At 61.4% G+C, this 20,310-nt stretch carries 20 protein-coding genes and 1 tRNA gene; 7 read left to right on the top strand and 14 right to left on the bottom strand.

All coding sequences use genetic code 11. From position 1 onward, the window contains the following. The first annotated feature begins 20 nt into the window (after nt 1–20). On the top strand, nt 21–1,025 hold the full coding sequence (locus AC3WP7_RS07150) for an AraC family transcriptional regulator (protein WP_102592472.1): 1,005 nt from the start codon (nt 21–23) through the stop codon (nt 1,023–1,025). Between the two features lie 127 nt (nt 1,026–1,152). Here AC3WP7_RS07150 and AC3WP7_RS07145 read toward each other — a convergent pair whose 3' ends face one another. Further along, nucleotides 1,153–1,518 carry a response regulator gene (locus AC3WP7_RS07145; protein WP_071489770.1) on the bottom strand — a complete coding sequence of 122 codons (366 nt, stop codon included), beginning with the start codon at nt 1,516–1,518 and terminating at the stop codon, nt 1,153–1,155. Nucleotides 1,519–1,616: 98 nt separating this feature from the next. Here AC3WP7_RS07145 and AC3WP7_RS07140 point away from each other — a divergent pair, with 98 nt between their 5' ends. Next, nucleotides 1,617–2,090 (top strand): GlcG/HbpS family heme-binding protein, encoded by a 474-nt coding sequence (locus AC3WP7_RS07140; protein ID WP_102592473.1) that lies wholly within the window; start codon nt 1,617–1,619, stop codon nt 2,088–2,090. A gap of 10 nt (nt 2,091–2,100) precedes the next feature. Next, nucleotides 2,101–2,511 (top strand): hydroxyisourate hydrolase, encoded by a 411-nt coding sequence (gene uraH / locus AC3WP7_RS07135; protein ID WP_058424846.1) that lies wholly within the window; start codon nt 2,101–2,103, stop codon nt 2,509–2,511. Here uraH and AC3WP7_RS07130 read toward each other — a convergent pair. Further along, a complete protein-coding gene (locus AC3WP7_RS07130; protein ID WP_092248673.1) occupies nt 2,508–3,197 on the bottom strand; it encodes a Crp/Fnr family transcriptional regulator in 690 nt (229 codons plus the stop codon). The genes uraH and AC3WP7_RS07130 overlap by 4 nt on opposite strands. Before the next feature lie 83 nt (nt 3,198–3,280). Here AC3WP7_RS07130 and AC3WP7_RS07125 point away from each other — a divergent pair, with 83 nt between their 5' ends. Next, entirely contained in the window at nt 3,281–3,808 is a 528-nt protein-coding gene (locus tag AC3WP7_RS07125) for an Mpo1 family 2-hydroxy fatty acid dioxygenase (protein ID WP_102592474.1), read from the top strand. Nucleotides 3,809–3,942: 134 nt separating this feature from the next. Here the strand turns inward: AC3WP7_RS07125 and AC3WP7_RS07120 are convergent, their stop codons facing one another. From AC3WP7_RS07120 to dibA, 6 genes are all read right to left on the bottom strand, one after another. Then, nucleotides 3,943–4,923, bottom strand: a complete 981-nt coding sequence (locus tag AC3WP7_RS07120) for a sulfate/molybdate ABC transporter ATP-binding protein (protein WP_034101869.1) — start codon at nt 4,921–4,923, stop codon at nt 3,943–3,945. A 3-nt stretch (nt 4,924–4,926) separates the two neighbouring features. After that, complete coding sequence (gene cysW, locus AC3WP7_RS07115; protein ID WP_010214166.1) at nt 4,927–5,799, bottom strand: sulfate ABC transporter permease subunit CysW; 873 nt, start codon at nt 5,797–5,799, stop codon at nt 4,927–4,929. A 13-nt stretch (nt 5,800–5,812) separates the two neighbouring features. Further along, a complete protein-coding gene (gene cysT, locus AC3WP7_RS07110; RefSeq protein WP_016975029.1) occupies nt 5,813–6,631 on the bottom strand; it encodes a sulfate ABC transporter permease subunit CysT in 819 nt (272 codons plus the stop codon). Between the two features lie 165 nt (nt 6,632–6,796). Next, nucleotides 6,797–7,807 carry a sulfate ABC transporter substrate-binding protein gene (locus AC3WP7_RS07105; RefSeq protein ID WP_071489766.1) on the bottom strand — a complete coding sequence of 337 codons (1,011 nt, stop codon included), beginning with the start codon at nt 7,805–7,807 and terminating at the stop codon, nt 6,797–6,799. Between the two features lie 65 nt (nt 7,808–7,872). After that, on the bottom strand, nt 7,873–8,055 hold the full coding sequence (gene oscA, locus AC3WP7_RS07100) for a sulfur starvation response protein OscA (RefSeq protein WP_003170956.1): 183 nt from the start codon (nt 8,053–8,055) through the stop codon (nt 7,873–7,875). A 301-nt stretch (nt 8,056–8,356) separates the two neighbouring features. After that, the gene (gene dibA / locus AC3WP7_RS07095; protein WP_102592475.1) at nt 8,357–10,270 is read right to left on the bottom strand and encodes a phosphodiesterase DibA; all 1,914 of its coding nucleotides are present in this window, start codon (nt 10,268–10,270) and stop codon (nt 8,357–8,359) included. A 166-nt stretch (nt 10,271–10,436) separates the two neighbouring features. Here dibA and desA point away from each other — a divergent pair, with 166 nt between their 5' ends. Beyond that, the gene (gene desA, locus AC3WP7_RS07090) at nt 10,437–11,621 is read left to right on the top strand and encodes a delta-9 fatty acid desaturase DesA (RefSeq protein WP_093528327.1); all 1,185 of its coding nucleotides are present in this window, start codon (nt 10,437–10,439) and stop codon (nt 11,619–11,621) included. A gap of 188 nt (nt 11,622–11,809) precedes the next feature. Next, complete coding sequence (locus AC3WP7_RS07085; protein ID WP_071489763.1) at nt 11,810–12,811, top strand: sensor domain-containing diguanylate cyclase; 1,002 nt, start codon at nt 11,810–11,812, stop codon at nt 12,809–12,811. A 107-nt stretch (nt 12,812–12,918) separates the two neighbouring features. Here the strand turns inward: AC3WP7_RS07085 and AC3WP7_RS07080 are convergent, their stop codons facing one another. From AC3WP7_RS07080 to gabD, 3 genes are all read right to left on the bottom strand, one after another. Beyond that, nucleotides 12,919–14,127 (bottom strand): HDOD domain-containing protein, encoded by a 1,209-nt coding sequence (locus tag AC3WP7_RS07080; protein WP_102592476.1) that lies wholly within the window; start codon nt 14,125–14,127, stop codon nt 12,919–12,921. A 141-nt stretch (nt 14,128–14,268) separates the two neighbouring features. Further along, nucleotides 14,269–15,546 (bottom strand): 4-aminobutyrate--2-oxoglutarate transaminase, encoded by a 1,278-nt coding sequence (gene gabT, locus AC3WP7_RS07075; protein ID WP_092248693.1) that lies wholly within the window; start codon nt 15,544–15,546, stop codon nt 14,269–14,271. Between the two features lie 181 nt (nt 15,547–15,727). After that, entirely contained in the window at nt 15,728–17,170 is a 1,443-nt protein-coding gene (gabD, locus tag AC3WP7_RS07070; protein ID WP_092248696.1) for an NADP-dependent succinate-semialdehyde dehydrogenase, read from the bottom strand. A 371-nt stretch (nt 17,171–17,541) separates the two neighbouring features. Between gabD and AC3WP7_RS07065 the strand changes: the two genes are divergently transcribed. Then, nucleotides 17,542–17,618: transfer RNA gene (locus AC3WP7_RS07065), tRNA-Arg, on the top strand. A gap of 83 nt (nt 17,619–17,701) precedes the next feature. Here the strand turns inward: AC3WP7_RS07065 and AC3WP7_RS07060 are convergent. From AC3WP7_RS07060 to AC3WP7_RS07050, 3 genes are all read right to left on the bottom strand, one after another. Further along, nucleotides 17,702–18,766, bottom strand: a complete 1,065-nt coding sequence (locus AC3WP7_RS07060) for a 2,3-butanediol dehydrogenase (RefSeq protein ID WP_256579937.1) — start codon at nt 18,764–18,766, stop codon at nt 17,702–17,704. Between the two features lie 254 nt (nt 18,767–19,020). Then, complete coding sequence (locus tag AC3WP7_RS07055) at nt 19,021–19,614, bottom strand: hypothetical protein (RefSeq protein ID WP_102592478.1); 594 nt, start codon at nt 19,612–19,614, stop codon at nt 19,021–19,023. Continuing rightward, nucleotides 19,611–20,183: an RNA polymerase sigma factor gene (locus tag AC3WP7_RS07050; RefSeq protein WP_071489758.1), complete on the bottom strand. Its 573-nt coding sequence runs from the start codon at nt 20,181–20,183 to the stop codon at nt 19,611–19,613. The genes AC3WP7_RS07055 and AC3WP7_RS07050 overlap by 4 nt, the downstream gene beginning before the upstream one ends. Nucleotides 20,184–20,310 lie beyond the last annotated feature (127 nt).

Raw genomic sequence — 20,310 nt, 5'->3', positions numbered from 1 at the left:
GACCGCAAGCGCCAATCGCCATGACCGAACCCACCTCCCTCGCCAGCTGGACCCGCGCCCTGCGCAAGCAACTCGACGCCCTGGGCCTCGACAGCGCCGCGCTGTGCCTGGAAGCCGGGCTCGACCCGCGGCAGATGGACGATCCCAACGCGCGCTATCCGCTGTCAGCGACCACGCGTTTGTGGGAGCTGGCGGTGCAGGCCAGCGGCGACCCGGCGATTGGTCTGCGGGTGTCGCGGTTCGTCAGCCCCACCACGTTTCATGCGTTGGGGTATGCGCTGGTGGCCAGTGGCAGCTTGCGGGAAGTGTTCGAGCGCATCGTGCGGTATCACCAGGTGGTCAGCGATGCACTGGCCCTGGAGCTGAGCGGCGATGGCGAGCGCTACCGGTTCCGCTTGCTGCAACTACCGGGAAACCCAGCGCCAGCGTTCGAGGCCATCGATGCGTTTGCGGCGATCTATGTGCGCACTTGTCGCAATCGCCTGGGGCGCGAATACGCGCCGCTGGCGGTGTACCTGCGAAGGCCGGAACCGGCCGATCCCAAGCCATGGCACACAGTATTTCGCGCGCCGGTGTTTTTCGGCGCTGACGAAGACCGCCTGGAGTTCGCCGCGCAGGATTTCGACAGCCACCTGGACGACGCCAACCCCGAACTGGCCGAACACAACGAAACCGTGCTCAAGCGCACCCTCGCCCAACTGCAACCGCTGACCTGGGAACGCAAGGTCCGCCGGGTGATCGAAGCGCAGTTGCCCGACGGCGAACCCAGCGCCGAGCGGGTTGCGCAGGCGCTGCACCTGAGCCTGCGCAGCCTGCAACGCCATCTGGCGGATGAAGGCTGCCGGTTTGATGCGTTGCTCAATGAGTGCCGGGAGAATTTGGCGTTGCTGCATTTGCGGGATCCGCAATGCTCATTGGCGGAAATCAGTCATTTGCTGGGGTTTGCTGATACCAGCAGTTTCAACCGCGCGTTCAAGCGCTGGACGGGGATGACGCCGGGGCAGTTCAGGGATGGGTTGCGGTAGGTGGATTTGCGGTGTTCGTGATGGCCCCATCGCGGGCAAGCCCGGCTCCTACAGGGAATGCATTCCAAATGTGGGAGCTGGCTTGCCTGCGATGGCGGTGGTCCAGGTATTGAAGATGCCGGATCAATCAGCGCCCACGGTCACGCCGCAACAACTTCTTCACCCGCGCCACCAAGGCCTTGGCTTCAAACGGCTTGAGCAAGTAATCATCCTCATGCAGTTCCAACTCGCGCAGACGGTCCTCGATTCCTTCCGGGGTCGTCAAGAACAACACCGGCGTCTCGCCCTTCTTGCGAATCGACTGCTGCAACCTCCAGGCATTCAAACCCGGCAACATTACATCCAGGATCACCAAGTCATAGTCAGTGCTTTCCACAAACCGCTGAGCTGCCATGCCATTGGCTGCGACTTCTACTGCGAAGCCGGCCTCACTCAAGCCCTGGGCCATAAGTTGCGCCAATTTCGGCTGGTCTTCCACTAACAACACCTGCATGCCTACCTCTTGGTTCATTACAAACCTGTAATCGAATTGTTCGGCTTTTGAGCGAGACCGCTGGCTAAGGTAACCGCCTGCTTTCTGGAGCCGTTCCCATGTACCGCAATACCTTGTTCTTGAGCTTCGCCATCAGCGCCAGCGTCCTGGCAGCACCACCGCTGCCGCGCCACGCCGACCTGGATTTGCACACCGCACGCCAACTGGCAGACGCCAGCCTGGCGCAGTGCACGGCGGCACTTACCGTACTCGACCGGGGCGGTAATCCATTGCTGAGCCTGCGGGCCGATGGCGTAGGTCCACACAACAGCATCGCCAGCCAACGCAAAGCGTACACGGCGTTGTCGACTAAAACCCCCACTCGGTTGTTTGCCGAGCGTGCGCACAACAACCCAGAGGCCGCCAACCTTAACAGCTTGTCCGAATTGCTGTTGCTCGGGGGCGGCGTGCCGCTGTTCGCCGACACTGAACTGGTAGGCGCGCTTGGCATTGCCGGTGCCGGCGGTGCCGAGCAGGACGACGCGTGCGCGGTAAAGGCGGCCAATCAACTTGGCCTGACAATCACCCCTTGAGGAAACCTCAATGAAAACCCTGACTATGACCCTCGCCGCCCTCAGCCTGAGCGGCCTGAGCAGCCTGGCCCTGGCGGCCGGCAACCCGCTGAGCGTGCATGTGCTGAACCTGGAAAACGGTCTGCCGTCTGCCGGTGTCAACGTCACCCTGGAGCAACACGTAGGCGATCACTGGCAGTCGCTGTCCGAAGGTGTCACCAACCAGCAGGGGCGTATCGCCGAACTGTTCCCGGCCAACCAAGCCATGAAGCCGGGCGAGTATCGCGTGGTGTTCAAGACCGGTGACTACTACAAGAAAGCCAATCGCGAGACGTTTTTCCCGGAAGTCCCGGTAATATTCGAGGTCAAGCAGGCCGACCAGCACTACCACATCCCGCTGCTGCTGAGCCCTTACGGTTTTTCGACGTATCGCGGTTCCTAGCCAGCCCCCGCGGCCTGCCGCAAGCGCGGCAGGTCGAGCACTTCAATCGCGCCGTAACTCAGCTTGATGATCTCCTGCTGCTCTAACGCCTTGAGCAAACTGTTGGTGGTCTGGCGCGACAGGCTCAGCATCGCGGCCAGATCTTCCTGGGGCAGTTGCAGGACGCGACGGGAATGCTCTATCTCGCCGTACCCGCCGGCAATCATCAGCAGCCGGTGAGCGATACGTGTCGACGCCGGCATCAGGCTCATCTGTTCGATATTGATCAGCGACAGGCGCAACTTCTGGCTCATCAACAACGCCATGTCGCGCCAATACACCGGGCTTTGGTCAAGAATCTCGAGCATCGCCGATTGCGGTACCTGCAACAGCGTGCACGGCCCAACCGACAAGGCGTCGTGGGTACGTGGCAAACCATCGAACAGGCAGATCTCGCCGAACCAGTAAGGCGTTTCAACCAGGCTCAGAATAGCTTCCTTGCCCTGCGCATTGACCGCGCTGACCCGCACCGCCCCCTCCAATACCGCATACACCCCACAGGGCGGATCACCGCGCCGGAACAGGTACTGCCCCGCCGTCAGCTGACGCAGCCGAGCCGCCGCCAGCAAACTATCCTGTAGCGGTACAGGCAGGTGGCTGAACCACTGGCCGGTGGCCAATCGGGCATGCCAGGTTGCCGCAATCATGAGAACTCCAGAGATTGTCGCCCAGTTGACAGTCAGTCGCTGGCTGACGGGAGATGATCAAACATCCTACAGGAGGAATAACAATGAAAAGCCTCATCGACCACCTCAGTCAATATGCCGCGTACCACCGCGACCCGCGCAATATCGCCAGCCACTTTGTCGGCATTCCACTGATTGTGGTGGCAGTGGCCGTGCTGTTGTCACGCCCCGAATGGGCCGTCGCTGGCCTATGGCTCTCACCCGCCGTTCTTCTCGCGCTGTTCTCTGCGTGGTTTTACCTGCGCCTGGAATTGGCCCTGGGCGTGTTGATGACCGTGCTGATGGGCCTGTCGTTATGGGCCGGGCACGTGCTGGCGGCGCAGAGCACGCTGGTGTGGCTCAGCAGCGGCATCGGCCTGTTCGTGGTGGGTTGGGTGATTCAGTTTGTCGGGCATTACTACGAAGGACGCAAGCCGGCGTTTGTGGATGACGTCTCGGGATTGATCGTGGGGCCATTGTTCGTGGTGGCCGAACTGGCATTCCTGTTGGGGTTGCGGCATGACCTCAAGCAGCAGATCGAGGAGCGCTCGGGGCCGGTGGTTCGACGCGATCTGAAGCCGAGAGAGGCCTAAATGTGGGGGGGGGGGCTTGCCCCCGATGGCGGTGTTTCAGTGACATGTTTATCAACTGACCCACTGCTATCGGGGGCAAGTCGAATCGTCGCACCGCCCCTCCCACATTGGCACCGTTTCACAGTGCGGGGTTATCAGGCTTTCTGCCAGACCTTGGGCTTGAAGAACAGCGTCTCGCCCCGCGCCAGGCCAGTCAGGCTGTCGTGGTCTTTCACCACTTCCGCTTCGATCAGCTCGCTCTGGCCTTCCACCTTCAACGTCACACGGGTGGTAGCGCCGAGCGGACGGATATCCCGCACTTCAGCAGCATGGTGGTCTTCCAGCTCATGCCGCGACAGCGACACTTCGTGGGGACGGAACAGCACGTGTTTGTCTTCACCCAGGTGCAGGCGGTTCGAATCACCCAGGAAGTGATAAACGAAATCGCTCGCCGGGTTTTCGTAGACGTCACCCGGTGAGCCGATCTGCTCGATCACACCCTTGTTCATCACCACGATGCGGTCGGCGACTTCCATGGCCTCTTCCTGGTCGTGGGTCACGAACACCGACGTCAGGTTGATGTCTTCGTGCAGACGCGCCAGCCAGCGACGCAGCTCTTTACGCACCTTGGCGTCGAGGGCGCCGAAGGGTTCATCCAGCAGCAATACTTTCGGCTCCACCGCCAGGGCGCGGGCCAGGGCGATACGTTGGCGCTGGCCACCGGAGAGCTGCTCCGGGTAGCGGTCCGACAACCAATCCAGTTGCACCATGTTCAGCAATTCGTGGACCTTGACCGCGATCTGGCTTTCGCTCGGGCGCTGGTTCTTCGGTTTCATGCGCAGGCCGAACGCCACGTTGTCGAACACGGTCATGTGGCGGAACAGCGCGTAGTGTTGGAACACAAAGCCGACGTTGCGATCACGCACGTCGTGGCCGGAGACGTCTTCACCGTGAAACACGATGCTGCCGTCATCCGGGGTTTCCAGGCCGGCGATGATGCGCAGCAAGGTGGTCTTGCCGCAGCCGGACGGGCCGAGCAAGGCCACCAGCTCGCCACTCTGGATGTCCAGGTTGATGCTGTTCAGGGCCTTGAAGGCATTGAAGTTCTTGCTGACATTACGGACTTCGATCGACATGACTTATTCCTCAGCCGCACCGGCGCGCAGGCGGTTAATACGGTTCTCGCTCCACTGCTTGAGCAGCAGGATGAAGAGCGCCAGGATCAGCAGCAGACTCGCCACCGCAAACGCGGCAACGTGGTTGTATTCGTTGTAGAGAATCTCGACGTGCAGCGGCAGGGTGTTGGTCACGCCGCGAATGTGGCCGGACACCACCGACACCGCGCCGAACTCTCCCATGGCCCGTGCGGTACACAGCACCACGCCGTAGATCAGGCCCCATTTGATATTCGGCACGGTCACATGCCAGAACATCTGCCAGCCATTGGCACCGAGCAGGCGCGCGGCCTCTTCTTCCTGGGTGCCCTGCTCCTGCATCAGCGGGATCAGTTCACGGGCCACGAAAGGCACGGTGACGAAGATGGTCGCCAGCACGATGCCGGGCAAGGCGAACACGATCTGGATGTCGTGGTCCTGCAACCACGGGCCAAAGAAGCCCTGGGCGCCGAACATCAACACATAGACCAGGCCGGCGATCACCGGCGATACCGAGAACGGCAGGTCGATCAGCGTCACCAGGATGCTTTTGCCACGGAACGAGTACTTGCTCACGCACCACGCGGCGCTGACGCCGAACACCAGGTTGAGCGGCACCGAGATCACCACGGCGATCACCGTGAGTTTCAGCGCCGACAGCGCGTCCGGTTCGAGGATCGCGGTGAAGAACGCGCCGAGGCCGTTCTTCAGGCCCTGGGTCACCACGATAAACAGCGGCAACAACAGGAACAGGGCGAACACCAGCCAGCCAAGGCCGATCAGGATGCGTCGCGACGCGGCGCTGCCACGGCGGGCAGCATTGGCCGAGGACGCGGCGGAAATAGACGATTGGGACATGTTCCGCGCCTCCTTATGGACGTTCGATGCGCCGCTGCAACAGGTTGATCAGCAGCAGCAGGACAAAGGAAACCACCAGCATCAATACGCCAATGGATGTGGCGCCGCGGTAGTCGTACTGGTCGAGCTTGACCATGATCAGCAACGGCAGGATCTCGGTTTTCATCGGCATGTTGCCGGCAATGAAAATCACCGAACCGTACTCACCGACACCACGGGCGAACGCCAACGCGAAACCGGTCAACCAGGCGGGCAGGAGCGCCGGCACCAGGATGTGACGGAACACCTGCAACGGCTTGGCGCCCAGGCAGGCGGCGGCTTCTTCGACTTCCCGGGGGATATCGGCCAACACCGGCTGCACCGTGCGCACCACGAACGGCAGGGTGACGAAGGTCAGCGCCAGGGTGATACCCAGCGGGGTGTAGGCGATCTTGAAGCCCAGGTCGGCGGCGAACTGGCCGACCAGGCCGTTAGGCGTGTACAGCGCGGTCAGTGCGATGCCGGCAACAGCGGTGGGCAACGCGAACGGCAAGTCGATCATCGCATCGATGACCTTGCGGCCGGGGAAGGTGTAGCGCACCAGCACCCAGGCCAGCAGCGTGCCGATCACGCCATTGATCAACGCTGCGTACAGTGCGGTGCTGAAGCTCAGTTGCAACGCCGCCAGCACACGCGGTGCGGAGATGATGTTCCAGAACTGATCCCAGGTGAGTTGAGCGGCGTGTACAAACATCGCCGCCAGGGGGATGAGTACGATCAGGCTGAGGTACACCACGGTGTAGCCCAGCGTCAGCCCGAAGCCGGGTATGACGGGGGAGATACGACGCGACATAAGAGTCCTTGGTCAAAGGGTAGAAACCACTGTAGGAGCGCGCTTTTCTGTGGGAGCCGGGCTTGCCCGCGATGCAGGCACCACGGTGTATCAGTCACACCGCAGTGATGCTATCGCAGGCAAGCCAGCTCCCACAGAAAAGCGAGCCCCTACAGGTATTTTGGCTTACTGCGCCGTGTAGATCTGGTCGAACACGCCACCGTCGTTAAAGAATTTCGGTTGGGCAGTTTTCCAACCGCCGAAGTCTTTGTCGATAGTCACCAGGTCCAGTTTCGGGAATTGCTGGGCGTATTTGGCGGCCACTTTTGCATCGCGTGGGCGGTAGAAGTTCTTCGCCGCAATCTCCTGGCCGGCCGGGCTGTACAGGTGTTTCAGGTATTCAGTGGCGATTTCGGTGTTGCCCTTTTTCTCGGCGTTCTTGTCGACCACGGCAACCGGTGGTTCGGCGAGGATGGACAGGGACGGCACGACGATGTCGAACTTGTCGGCGCCACCGTCTTCCTTCAGTGCCAGGAACGCCTCGTTTTCCCAGGCCAGCAACACGTCACCCTGACCGTTGTTGACGAAGGTGATGGTTGAGCCGCGAGCACCGGTGTCCAGCACCGGCACGTGCTTGAACAGCTCCTTCACGTATTCCTGGGCCTTGGCTTCGCTGCCGCCGGCCTTGAGGCCATAGGCCCAGGCGGCGAGGAAGTTCCAACGGGCGCCGCCGGAGGTTTTCGGGTTCGGGGTGATCACGGACACGTCTTTCTTGATCAAGTCGCCCCAATCCTTGATGCCTTTTGGGTTGCCCTTGCGCACCAGGAACACGATGGTCGAGGTGTACGGGGTGCTCGCGTCCGGCAGGCGGGTTTGCCAGTTTTCCGGGAGGGTCTTGCCCAGCTTGGCGATTTCGTCGATATCACCGGCCAGGGCCAGGGTGACCACGTCGGCGCGCAGGCCATCGATCACGGCACGGCCCTGCTTGCCCGAACCACCGTGGGATTGCTGGATCTTGACGTTGTCACCCGGGTGGGCCTGTTTCCAGTAGTTGGTGAACTCAGCGTTGTAGTCCTGGTACAGCTCACGAGTAGGGTCGTACGAGACGTTGAGCAACTCGTAGTCCTTGGCAACCGCGGAACCTGCAAACACGGCGCTGGCCAGGGCGGCCAGGGCGTAACGGCGAATCGACGACATAGAAGCTCCTGAAATTCTTTGGGTGTTGGCTTTTTTTATAGTTGCGGGTCTATCGCCGTTCTTGCTCAGCTCGGTTTGTTACCCGGGTTCTGCAGGCGGAATTTTTCCTTGCGTTCAATCTGTACCACTTGGGCGTTGTGCACGGTGATTTCCACCGCGCCAAACCGCAGATCGCGCAAGGCGCTCTGGATCTCACGCAAAATGGCTGCTTCGTCCTGGCCGTCGACGCTACGTAGAGATGCGCTCATGGTCTCGCTCCTGAAATGAATAGTGCCTGGCAGTGGCGGCACTGCTTGCGGCGTGAGGGCGATAGTAGATAAGCGCGGATATTCTTAAAAATACTATTTAAGAATGTTTATATAACCAGAAAGAATTTTCTGGTGGGACGTGGGGTTGCGTGCGGGTTTGGTGCCCAAGTACGTAAATAAAGCCTAGAGAAGATCCAAATGCGGGAGCGGGCTTGCCCGCGAAAGCGGTGTGTCAGCTAAAAATGTGTTAACTGATGCACCGCATTCGCGGGCAAGCCCGCTCCCACCTTTTGACTGCATTTCAGGTCTGGATTGGGGGGGCTCGGTGCCAATCAATTTCGTGGGCAGGCACCGGCCGGCCAAACCAATACCCCTGCCCCATATCGCACTGCTGATCCAGCAGAAACCGCGCCTGTTCAACCTGCTCGATTCCCTCTGCATGCACTTGCATGCCCATGCTTTTCGCCAGGGCGATTACCACGCGCACGATCGCTGCATCGTCCTCGTCCCACGGCAAACCGGCAACGAAGCCCTGATCGATCTTGAGCTTCTGCACCGGCAGGCGCTTGAGGCGCAACAGCGAGGAATAACCGGTCCCAAAATCATCGATTGCCAGGCGCAAACCCAGCTCGCGCAGGCGATGCAGTTGTTCCAGGGCCATTTCAGGGTCATCCATCACCGCGCTTTCGGTGACTTCCAGTTCCAGGCAGGCGGGATCCAGACCCGTGTCGTGCAGCACCTGTGCGACCTGCTCGTACAACTCGCGCCGGGCAAACAGGCGGCTGGAGACGTTGATGGCGATAAAACTCAGCGGCACCTCATCGGCCAGCCATTGGCACATCTGCCGACAGGCCTGGTCCATGACCCAAGCGTCGATATCGGCAATCAACCCGGTGCGCTCGGCAATCGGGATGAACTCGCCCGGCGGCACCAGACCGCGCTCCGGGTGCTGCCAGCGCACCAGCGCTTCGACGCCGATCAGGCGGCTGCCCTGCAGGTCGTGCACCGGCTGGTAGTAGACGCACAGCTCCTGCTGTTCAAGGGCACGGCGCAGCTCACTGGCGATCTCCACCCGGTTCTGCGCATGGGCGGTCAGTTCTTCGGTGTACAAGGCATAGCTTTCGCGGCCGGCACTCTTGGCCTTGAACAGCGCGGAATCGGCGTTGCGCAACAGCTGTTCGGCGCTCAGCGCGTCGTTGGGGAACAGGCTGATGCCAATGCTGGCGCTGATAAACAGCTGATGGCCGTCGAAGATGAACGGTTGCTTCATCGCATCCAGCATGCGTTGCGCCAAACTGGCCGCTTGCGCCACCTGTGGACAACTTTCCACCAGCACGGCGAACTCATCCCCACCCAGCCGCGCCAGGGTCACGCCTGGGCCGAACAGCGCCTTGAGCCGTTCGCCGACCAACTTGAGCAACTGGTCGCCAATGTTATGGCCCAGGCTGTCATTGATGATCTTGAAGTGGTCCAGGTCCAGCAACAGCAAGGCGCAACCACGCTTGTGGATTTGTGCCGAAGCCAGCGCCTGTTCGGCACGGTCGGTGAACAGCAGGCGGTTGGGCAGGTCGGTCAGCGGGTCGTGATGGGCGAGGTGAGCCAACTCGTGCTCGGAGTCCTTGATGGCGCTGATATCGGAAAACACCGCGACGTAATGGCTGACGTGGCCCTGGTCATCGTGGATCACACGAATGGTTTGCCACTGGGGGTAAATTTCGCCGCTTTTGCGCCGGTTCCAGATTTCACCGCTCCATTCGCCGGTGCGCTCCAGGCTCTGGAACATCTGCTGGTAGAAATGCGACGAATGGCGCCCGGACTTGAACAGGCTGGGCTGCTGGCCCATGACGTCTTCGCGGCTGTAGCCGGTGATCGCCATGAAGGCCCGGTTCACATGCACGATCAGCCCCTGCGCGTCGGTGACCAGCACGCCTTCGCGGGTGCAGTCGAACACGGCGGCGGCCTGGCGCAGGCGTTCGCGGTTTTCCTTCAACGGTTGCTGAAGCTGGCTGGCACGCGCAAATCGGGCGCACATCAGGTAAATCGCCAAGGCGCTGAAGGCCACCCACACATAGCCACGCACTTGCAGCCAGCGTCCCAACTCCCACGGTTCATCGAGAAAGCTGATCAATAAGTGGTTGCTGAGCTGGAGCCACGCGATGGAAACCAGCAGGTATACCAGCCCCACACGCAGGGCACCTCGGTATGAAAACGGCATATGTTCAGTAATCCTTACCAAAAAAACAGAATCGCCCTACAAAGGCTGCGGATTATAGAATAAGAAACATCCAGTCACTCCTATCTGAAAGGGCGGCTGGTTTTCTCTGTAGGCTTAGTGATAATGCGTGAGCTGTTCTTTTCTTTATCTGAGGGCCATACAGCCTATGTGGTACAACGGTTTTCTTGACCTGTCAGCCTGGCAACTGGTGGCAGTCACGCTGTTGATGACCCACGTGACCATTGTTGGGGTCACGGTCTATCTGCACCGTTATTCAGCCCATCGCTCCCTGGAGCTCAATGCCGGCCTGAAACATTTCTTCCGCTTCTGGCTGTGGCTGACCACGGCGCAGAACACCCGCGAGTGGACTGCCATCCACCGCAAGCACCACGCCAAATGCGAAACCGTCGACGACCCGCACAGCCCGGTCATCAAGGGCCTGTCCACCGTGTTGCGCAAAGGCGCCGAGCTGTACCGCGCCGAGGCCGAAAACCCAGAGACCCTGCGTATCTACGGCAAGAACTGCCCGGACGACTGGATCGAACGCAGGCTCTACACCCCCTACCCGCTGCTGGGCGTGGCGATCATGGGGGTGATCGACCTGCTGCTGTTCGGCACCATCGGCATCACCATCTGGGCGATCCAGATGATGTGGATTCCCTTCTGGGCCGCCGGCGTGATCAACGGCCTGGGGCATGCCGTGGGCTATCGCAACTTCGAATGCCGTGACGCGGCCACCAACCTGGTGCCGTGGGGCATCATCGTCGGCGGCGAGGAGCTGCATAACAATCACCATACCTACCCCAACTCCGCCAAACTGTCGGTGAAGAAGTGGGAGTTCGACCTGGGCTGGGCGTGGATCAAGGTGTTCAGCTTCCTGCGCCTGGCCAAGGTGCAGCGTGTCGCCCCCATCGCACACCGCGTGGAAGGCAAGGGCCACCTGGACATGGATACCGCCATGGCGATCCTCAACAATCGTTTCCAGATCATGGCCCAGTACCGCAAGTTGGTGATCGGCCCGCTGGTCAAGCAGGAGCTGGAAAAGGTCGATCACTCGGTGCGCCATCAATTCCACCGCGCCAAGCGCCTGCTGTCGCGGGAAACCAGCTTGCTGGATGACCGCCATCACGTGCGCATCCAGAGCATGCTTGAACACAGCCATGCACTGAAAGTGATCTACGAAAAGCGCCTGGCGCTGCAGCAGATCTGGCTCAAGACCAGCTCCAATGGCCACGATATGCTGGCGGCCATCAAGGAATGGGTGCATGAAGCCGAGGCCAGCGGCATCCAGTCCCTGCGGGATTTTGCGCACCAATTGAAGACTTATTCGCTGCGTCCTGCGGCAGTCTGATGCTGTGGTGGGAGGGCTTGCCCTCCCACCTATCGGCTTTTTGGCGTCATTTACCGGGCACCGGCAATCGGTCCTGTTGACGGAACTTCACTGCAATTCGCCTCTCTCAATGAACACTTCGCCATCATGGTGGCCCCTTGTAGTGACCGCTGCTCCTGTTTGCGGCGCGCCCAGAGAGAGTTGTGCCGATGGTTCACGAAAAGTCCTCCTTAATCGACGCGCCTGCAGCTGAGCATCCCCGCCCAGCGGCGGCGGCGACCCTGCTGGCGCTGGTGCATGCCCAGGGCGAAGTCGAGCGACTGAGCGAACGTGAGCAATTGCTGAGCTCAATGCTGGTCAGCGTGAATGCTGTGCTGTGGGCCATCGATTGGGAAACCCGCCGCGTGCTGTATGTGAGCCCCGCCTACGAACGCGTCTTCGGGCGCTCTGCCGGCCTGCTGCTGGCCGACCACCGGGAGTGGCGCAACAGTATCCACCCCGAAGACCTCGACTACGCCGAACACAGCCTCGCCCGCGTGCTGGAACAGGGCGCCGTGGAAGACCGCGAGTACCGCATCATCACCGCCGACGGGCAGATTCGCTGGTTGAGCGACAAGTGCTACATCAACCAGCAGGTCGAGCCCGGCGAGCCACTGATCGTGGTGGGCATGGCCGAAGACATCACCGAAAAGAAACAGATGGAGCTGGAGCTGCACCGCCTCGCCACCACCGACGTGCTGACCCAGAGCAGCAACCGCCGGCACTTCTTCGAATGCGCCAACCAGGCCTTCGACAGTGCCTGCGCACAAGGTGCCCCGCTGGCCTTTTTGCTGCTGGATATCGATGACTTCAAGGACATCAACGACAGCTACGGCCACCTGGAGGGCGACCAGGTACTGCGGCGTATCGCCGAGAGCGGTCGAGGGGTGCTGCGCCGTGGCGACCTGTTCGGACGCATCGGTGGCGAAGAGTTCGCCGCCGTACTGCCTGGCTGTGCGCCGGAGATGGCGTTGCAGGTGGCCGAGCGCCTGGGCCGGGAGATCCAGGAGCTGAGCTTCAGCTACGAAGGCCAGGCTTTCAGCGTGACCATCAGCCAGGGCCTTGCCAGCCTCACCGAGCGCGACTCGACCCTGGACAGTCTGTTCGCCCGTGCCGATGCGGCCATGTACGAGGCCAAGCGCCTGGGCAAGAACCGTGTGATCGCGGGCTAGGAGTCGACACTGCTCAAATGTGGGAGGGGGCTTGCCCCCGATAGCAGGGGGTCAGCCAGCACATGGGTGACTGATACACTGCCATCGGAGGCAAGCCTCCTCCCACATTAGGATTTGCGTACTCGAGTCAGCTCCGAAAAGCCCAGCTTGAGCAATCGCGCCGTCTTGCCCGCCGCCAGCTCTTCCAAACCTTCATGTTCAGTCAAACGCGCCATCTGCGCCGCCAGATTCACCACCAGCGCATCCCGCGCATACACACCGCCCTCAAGCGAGTAGATCGCCGCAATCAACTGGCGCAGCTCCAGCGGCAAACGCCAACGCGCGCGCAGTGCCGAGCCGTAGGCGGCGCCAAAGGCGTAGAGGGATTCGCCAATCGCTTCGTCATCCAGCTCGCCGCCACCCTGGCGCCAGTCCTCCAGGCAGCGTAACAGCGCCAGGTCGCCCAGCCGATGGAGGATACCCGCGCTGTAGCAGCGCTCGTGATCCAGCTCCAGCATGCGGGCCAGGCGCAGGGCGTAGTCAGCGGTGTCCTGGGATAATTGCCAGTGCCGCTCGGCGTAGGCGACCAGCGCCGGGTCGCTCAGTACCACGTTATGCTTGAGCGCAAGGCCCAGGATCAGGTTCATGCTTTGTCCCGGCACCAGTTTGTGCAGGGCGCCGGGCAGGGTCTGTACCGGTGCGCCGTGATGGCCTGCACTGTTGGCAGCGGCGATGAGCACGGCGGTGATTTGCGGGTCCATGCGCACCTGGTCTTCCAGATGCTTGAGGTCCAGACCTTCCGGCCCGAGGCTGTGTTGCACGGCGGCTTTCACATCGACCCGCAAGGGCGCGCCATCGCACACTTCGCGGCGCCGCTCGAGGAACACTGGCAAGGTCATGCCGGGCGCCAGCGGTGGGATCTCGCAGTACACCGTTTCGCCTTCGTTGAGCAGCAGGTCCTGCAGGCGCTGGGTCAGGCCTTCCATGTTCAAGGGTTTGGTCAGGTACGCCGTGGGCGCCAGGGGCAAGGCTTCGCGCACGCTGGCGCTGTCATTGCGACTGCTCAGCAGAATGAACGGCAGAAGCGGCGAGCGGCGCTTATGGCGCACACTGCGCAGCAGGCTCAGGCCATCGATGCCGGGCAACTCCCAATCGGCCAGGATCAGGTCATAGGCCTTATCTCGCAGCAGGGTCGCCGCTTGCTGCCCGTCCGCACACACATCCAGCCGCGCATCGCAGCGCACATTCAACAGCACTTGCTTGAGCAGGTCCCGCGACCAAGGGTCCGCCTCGGCAATCAACACACGGGGTACAGCGGGTAAATCAACAGCAGTCATCCAGCACGCTCCATCGGCAATGCTTGCAACCTTAGTCAATGGAGCCGCCTACGTACAATGAACACGACCTGAATGTGCGGCAATGGGCGTAAAAAAACCCGCCGGAGCGGGTTTTTTTCTGTCGAACAGGTCAACTTTCTCTTACAGCTCGGAGAAGCACTCTTCGATGATCGCCAGGCCTTTGTCCAACTGTTCGTCCGGCGAAGTCAGCGGGACCAGTACGCGCAACACGTTGCCGTAGGTGCCGCAGCTCAGCAGGATCAGACCCTTGTCACGCGCCTTGGCCACCACGGAAGCAACAGCCGCCGCATTTGGCTTGTGGGTGTCGCCGTCATCGAACAGCTCGACCGCGATCATCGCGCCCAGGGCACGTACTTCGCCGATCACCGGATACTTGGCCTGGATGGCTTTGAGACCGGTCACCAGACGCTCGCCAACTGCCTTGCAGCGGTCCAGCAGGTGCTCTTCTTCGAACACTTCCATCACCGCCAGCGCAGCTGCGCAAGCGATCGGGCTACCGGCGTAGGTGCCGCCCAGGCCGCCTGGCGCGATGGCGTCCATGTATTCAGCCTTGCCGCACACACCGGCCAGCGGGAAACCGCCGGCGATGGATTTGGCAAAGGTGGTCAGGTCGGCGGCAACGCCCATCTGTTCCATGGCGAAGAAAGTACCGGTACGGCCGGCGCCGGTTTGCACTTCGTCGGCGATCAGCAGGATGCCGTGCTTGTCGCACAGTTCGCGCAGGCGCTTCATGAAGGATTTCGGCGCGACGTAGAAACCGCCTTCGCCCTGCACCGGCTCGATGATGATGGCAGCGATGTCACGCGGCTCGGCATCGTTCTTGAAGATGCGTTCGATGCTGGCGATGGCGTCGTCGTCGCTCACACCATGCAATTCGTTCGGGAACAGCGCGCGGAACACGCCGCCTGGCATCAGGCCCATGCCGGCCGAGTAAGGCACGACTTTACCGGTGAGACCCAGGGTCATCATGGTGCGGCCGTGGTAGGCGCCGGTGAAGGCGATCACGCCGGCACGGCCCGTGGCGGCGCGGGCGATTTTCACGGCGTTTTCCACGGCTTCGGAACCGGTGGTGACCAGCAGGGTTTTCTTGGCGAAATCGCCTGGGACCTTGGCGTTCACTTTCTCGCACAGTTCCACGTAAGGCTCATAGGCCAATACCTGGAAGCAGGTGTGAGTCAGCTTGTTCAGCTGCTCGGTCACAGCGGCGATGATCTTCGGGTGCACGTGGCCGGTGTTCAGCACGGCGATGCCGCCGGCGAAATCGATGAACTCGCGACCTTCAACGTCGGTCACGGTGGCGTTCTTCGCGGATTCGGCGAAGATCGGGTGAATCTGGCCAACACCGCGCGGTACAGCGGCTTCGCGGCGTTTCATCAGGGATGCGTTGGTCTTGCTCATAAAGTCCTCATTCGCCACTCATCGGGTGGCGTGGTCCAAGGAATACGTGGCGGGGAGGCAACTACGGCAGCATGCGATGATCGACTGCCACAGCTTTCCCGGCCACTACGAATTACGCGGTGAAACACGCAAAGGGTCAGCGCTCTCGTGCCCTTTGCGTTTGCTGCAAGCTCTTGCCGGGTCAGATGCCCAGGCAGAGGTATTTGATTTCCAGGTAATCCTCGATCCCGTACTTGGAGCCTTCACGGCCCAGGCCCGAGGCCTTGATGCCGCCGAACGGCGCCACTTCGTTGGAGATCAACCCGGTGTTGACGCCAACCATGCCGTATTCCAGGGCTTCAGCCACACGGAACACACGGCCCAGGTCGCGGGCATAGAAGTAGGACGCCAGGCCGAACTCGGTGTCGTTGGACATCGCGATCACTTCGGCTTCGTCTTTGAAGCGGAACAGCGGCGCCAGTGGGCCGAAGGTTTCTTCCTTCGCCACAGCAGCGTTTTTCGGCACGTCAACCAGGATGGTCGGCTCGAAGAAGTTACCTTCCATCACTTTGCCACCGGCCAGCAGCTTGGCGCCTTTGCTCAGGGCGTCAGCGATGTGTTCCTGCACCTTGGCCACGGCTTTCTCGTCGATCAGCGGGCCAGTGGTGGTGCCTTCTTCCAGACCGTTGCCGATCTTCAATTTGGCCACCGCCACTTTCAGCTTCTCGGCGAACGCGTCGTACACCGAGTCCTGGATGTACAGGCGGTTGGCGCAGACACAGGTCTGGCCGTTGTTGCGGTACTTGGAGATGATCGCGCCTTCGACGGCCTTATCCAGATCGGCGTCGTCGAACACGATGAACGGGGCGTTACCGCCCAATTCCAGGGAAACTTTCTTGATGTCCTTGGCGCATTCGGCCATCAACTGGCGACCGATTTCGGTCGAGCCGGTGAAGGACAATTTACGCACGATCGGGTTGCTGGTCAGCTCGCCGCCGATGTCGCCGGCACTGCCGGTGACCACGCTCAACACGCCTTTCGGGATACCGGCACGGTGCGCCAGTTCAACCAGGGCCAGGGCCGAGAACGGGGTTTGCGAAGCAGGCTTGATCACCATGGTGCAACCGGCGGCCAGGGCCGGGCCGGCTTTACGGGTGATCATCGCGGCCGGGAAGTTCCACGGGGTGATCGCGGCGGTCACGCCGATCGGCTGCTTGATCACGATCAGGCGCTTGTCCGGCTGGTGGCCCGGGATCACATCGCCGTAGATGCGCTTGGCTTCTTCGGCGAACCACTCGATAAAGGAGGCGGCGTAGACGATTTCACCCTTGGCTTCGGCCAGTGGCTTGCCTTGCTCGAGGGTCATCAGGCGACCGAGGTCTTCCTGGTTTTCGATCAGCAGTTCGAACCAACGGCGCAGCTTATTCGCGCGCTCCTTGGCGGTCAGTGCACGCCAGGCCGGCAGCGCCTTGTCGGCGGCTTCGATGGCGCGGCGGGTTTCAGCGGCGCCCATCTTCGGCACGGTGCCAAGAATCTCGCCCGTGGCCGGGTTGTTGACCTTGATGGTCTGACCGTTGTCCGCATCGACCCAAGCGCCATCGATAAAGGCTTGCTGGCGGAACAACTGGGTATCTTTGAGCTGCATGTCGGGTTTCCTTAACAGCACCGCGCGCACGCGGAGCGAATTAGAGTTGTTGAAAGGCGCCTTGTGGGCTGCCGTCAGGGAAATCAGCCCCAGCACGCGGGATAGCGTGAATAGCGCGCGGGAGACAGAGCGTTTGAAATCTCAAACGAATCCTAGGATCAATGGGGGGGCAGGGCAATAGTCTGTTCGAAAAAAAGAACGAAAACGGCGCTTTTAGTCGATCTTTCTGATCAGCGTCGTTGGGCCGGATTCTGCCCTTCTGATGGGTGGCGCCCGGCCTAGGGCCTTTATGCAGCGAATTCCTACGCTTGAACGCCCAAAGACCAGCATGGACGCCCAAGGTCGACATGGGTATGATGTCGCCCGCACAAGCATCCGTAGCTCAGCTGGATAGAGTACTGCCCTCCGAAGGCAGGGGTCGTGGGTTCGAATCCCGCCGGGTGCACCAGATACAATGAGAAAGCCCCAGGTCGAAAGGCCTGGGGCTTTTTTGTGGGCGTGGGGCAAAGACCGCATCGCCCGCCCTTCGCTTCAAACCCGGGCAGGCGACACAATGATTTTCACATTATGTTCTTTGTTTTTGACCAGTTCCTCGAAGCCCTGCCCCACGATCTGCTCCAACTGAATGCGCCCTGTCACCAGTGGCGTGATGTCCAGCCGCCCGTCCGCGATAAATGCGATCACGTCAGCGAACTCTCCGTTGTAGGCCAGCGCGCCCATTACCTGTTTTTCCGTGGCCACCAACTCGAAGAAGTTGAATTCGCTGGGCTCCTCGAAGATGCCCACCAGTACGCACTTGCCGGCCTTGCGGATCAGGTCGATGGCCAGTTTGGCGGTGTGTTTGTTACCGATGCATTCGAAACTGACATCCGCCCCGAGCCCGCCGGTCAGGCGGCGGACTTCGGCCAGGGCATCGCATTGATTGGGATCGAGCACGTGGGTCGCTCCCACTTCCAGCGCCTTGGCCTTGCGTGCTCCGGACATCTCCAGCGCGATCACCTGAGCAGCACCGGCGGCCTTGGCGCACATGATGGTGCACAGGCCAATGGTGCCCGCGCCGACCACCACCACGTTTTGCCCCAGCAGGCTTCCGGCTTTTTTCACCGCGTGCATGCCTACTGCCAGAGGTTCGATCAGTGCCCCGGCTTCTGCCGGAAAGTTCGCCGGCAACTTGTACAACAGGTTGGCGGGCACGTTGACCCATTCGGCAAAGGCACCGTTGTTCATTAGCCCGGTGAAGGCCAGGTTTTCGCAAATGTTGTACAGCCCGTGGGTGCAGTAGTAGCACGTGCCGCAATGCTGGCAGGCATCGGCTGCCACCGACTCGCCCACGCTGAAGCCCTGCACCCCGGCACCGAGCTCGACGATTTCGCCACAAAACTCATGACCGAGAATGCAGTGGCCCTTAATCCCGGTCAGCGGGTGCGGCGCATCAACCGGTATGAACACCGGACCGGCCACATACTCGTGCAGATCGGACCCGCAAATGCCGCACCATTGCACTCGGATCTGCACCCAACCCGCAGGGGGCGAAACGGGCAGCGGCACATCTTCGACGCGGATATCGTTACGGCCGTGCCATACAGCGGCACGCATGCTGCGTTGCGAATTGCTCGAGAGGCTCATGGCGCTTTTCTCCTTGAAGCGGATGGCACTGGCGTGCCGGGCGGTTTACCAGTGCCAGAGCAAGGCCAGTGCCAGCTGCGCGAAAACGCCTGGACACGCCTTTCATAGAGCGGCCGAAGAAAACCCGAGGGTAGCCGGCATTGAGTTCAAATGAGATCCGTGATGCCAGATCGCAAGCGGCGGCCATGAGACCGTGAGACATCGCGTCTCACGGCCTTTGTGGATCAACGCTTTTGCAACGCCTCCAAACGCGCCGGCAAGTCTTCGTCAGGGAAACGCGCATGCAATGCCAGCAGTTCTTCATCCGCGGCTTTGCTTTCACCGGCTTCACGCAAGCGCACAATCTTCTGCAACCCCTCCTCTAACGAAGGCAACACCACCGGCGCACGCTTGCTGAGTTTGGCGCCGGACTCCTCCGCCATCGAGCCCATGACCTGCGCACTCTCTGCCTGGGGCGCGGTGGCCATTCGGGCGACGGGGGCAGGCGCGGACATCGCGGGTGCAGCGGGACGCGGTGCTTCGTCGCGAAGCGCGGAGAAGGTCGCGGTGGAAACGTCGGGTTGCGGCACGGGTTCGCGCATCACCACGCCGATCATCAATGCCAAGCCTGCAACGGTGGCGAATGCCATCTGCCAGCGCGGCCGTTGGCAGGCTTGCAGCCAGCGTTGCCACAGGTTCGGCTGCGGCGCCGAGGCTTCACGGCGGGCGGCGTTGAGGATGAAGGCGTCGAGGGACGCCGGCGGCTCGACGGGGCTGTGTTGACGATAGTGCTGGAGCAATTCGTCGTCGGAATCGGGAGTGTTTCGGGAGTCGATCATGCGGGTATCTCCTCGGCCAGCAGGCGGCGCAGTTTCTGCTGGGCGTAACGCAGGCGGCTTTTCACGGTTTCCAGCGGGGCGTTGGTGAGGGCGGCGATTTGCGGCACTTCGAGGTCGCCGTGCAGGCGCAGCAGGAAGACTTCGCGCTGGTCTTCGGGCAGGTCTTGCAACGCGGCATCGAGGCGCGCCTGGTCGCGGCTCAGGCTCAGTTGCTGCTCGGGGCCGGCGCTGTCGTCGGCCTGGGCATGCAGTTGTTCGTCGTAGCTGTCGTGCAAGGGGTTGTGGACGCCGTGCTTGCGCCAGTGGTCGATCAGGCGGTTGCGGGCGATCTGGAACAGCCAGGTGCGAAAACTCGCCCGGCCTTGTGGCTGGGTGGCGCTGCGGATCAGGCTGAGCCAGGTCTCCTGGTAGATTTCCTCGGCCAGTTCAGTCTTGTTGCTCAAGGACACAAGGAACCGGTACAGGCCCTGGCGGTGCCGCGCGTACAAGGCTTCGAACGCGGCGCTGTCACCGGTGCGGTAGCGGGCCAGCAGCGATTCGTCGCTGGGTAGATCATCTGGAACAGCCATGTAGGGGCGAACTCCTTTTTATCAGCCGAAGCTGGTCTAACTGTGGGAGGGGGCTTGCCCCCGATAGCAGTGGGTCAGTAGCACACTTGATGCTGATACACCGCCATCGGGGGCAAGCCCCCTCCCA

The organism is Pseudomonas sp. FW305-3-2-15-C-LB1 (assembly GCF_058787615.1).
This window is presented reverse-complemented; position numbering and strand designations above follow the sequence as displayed.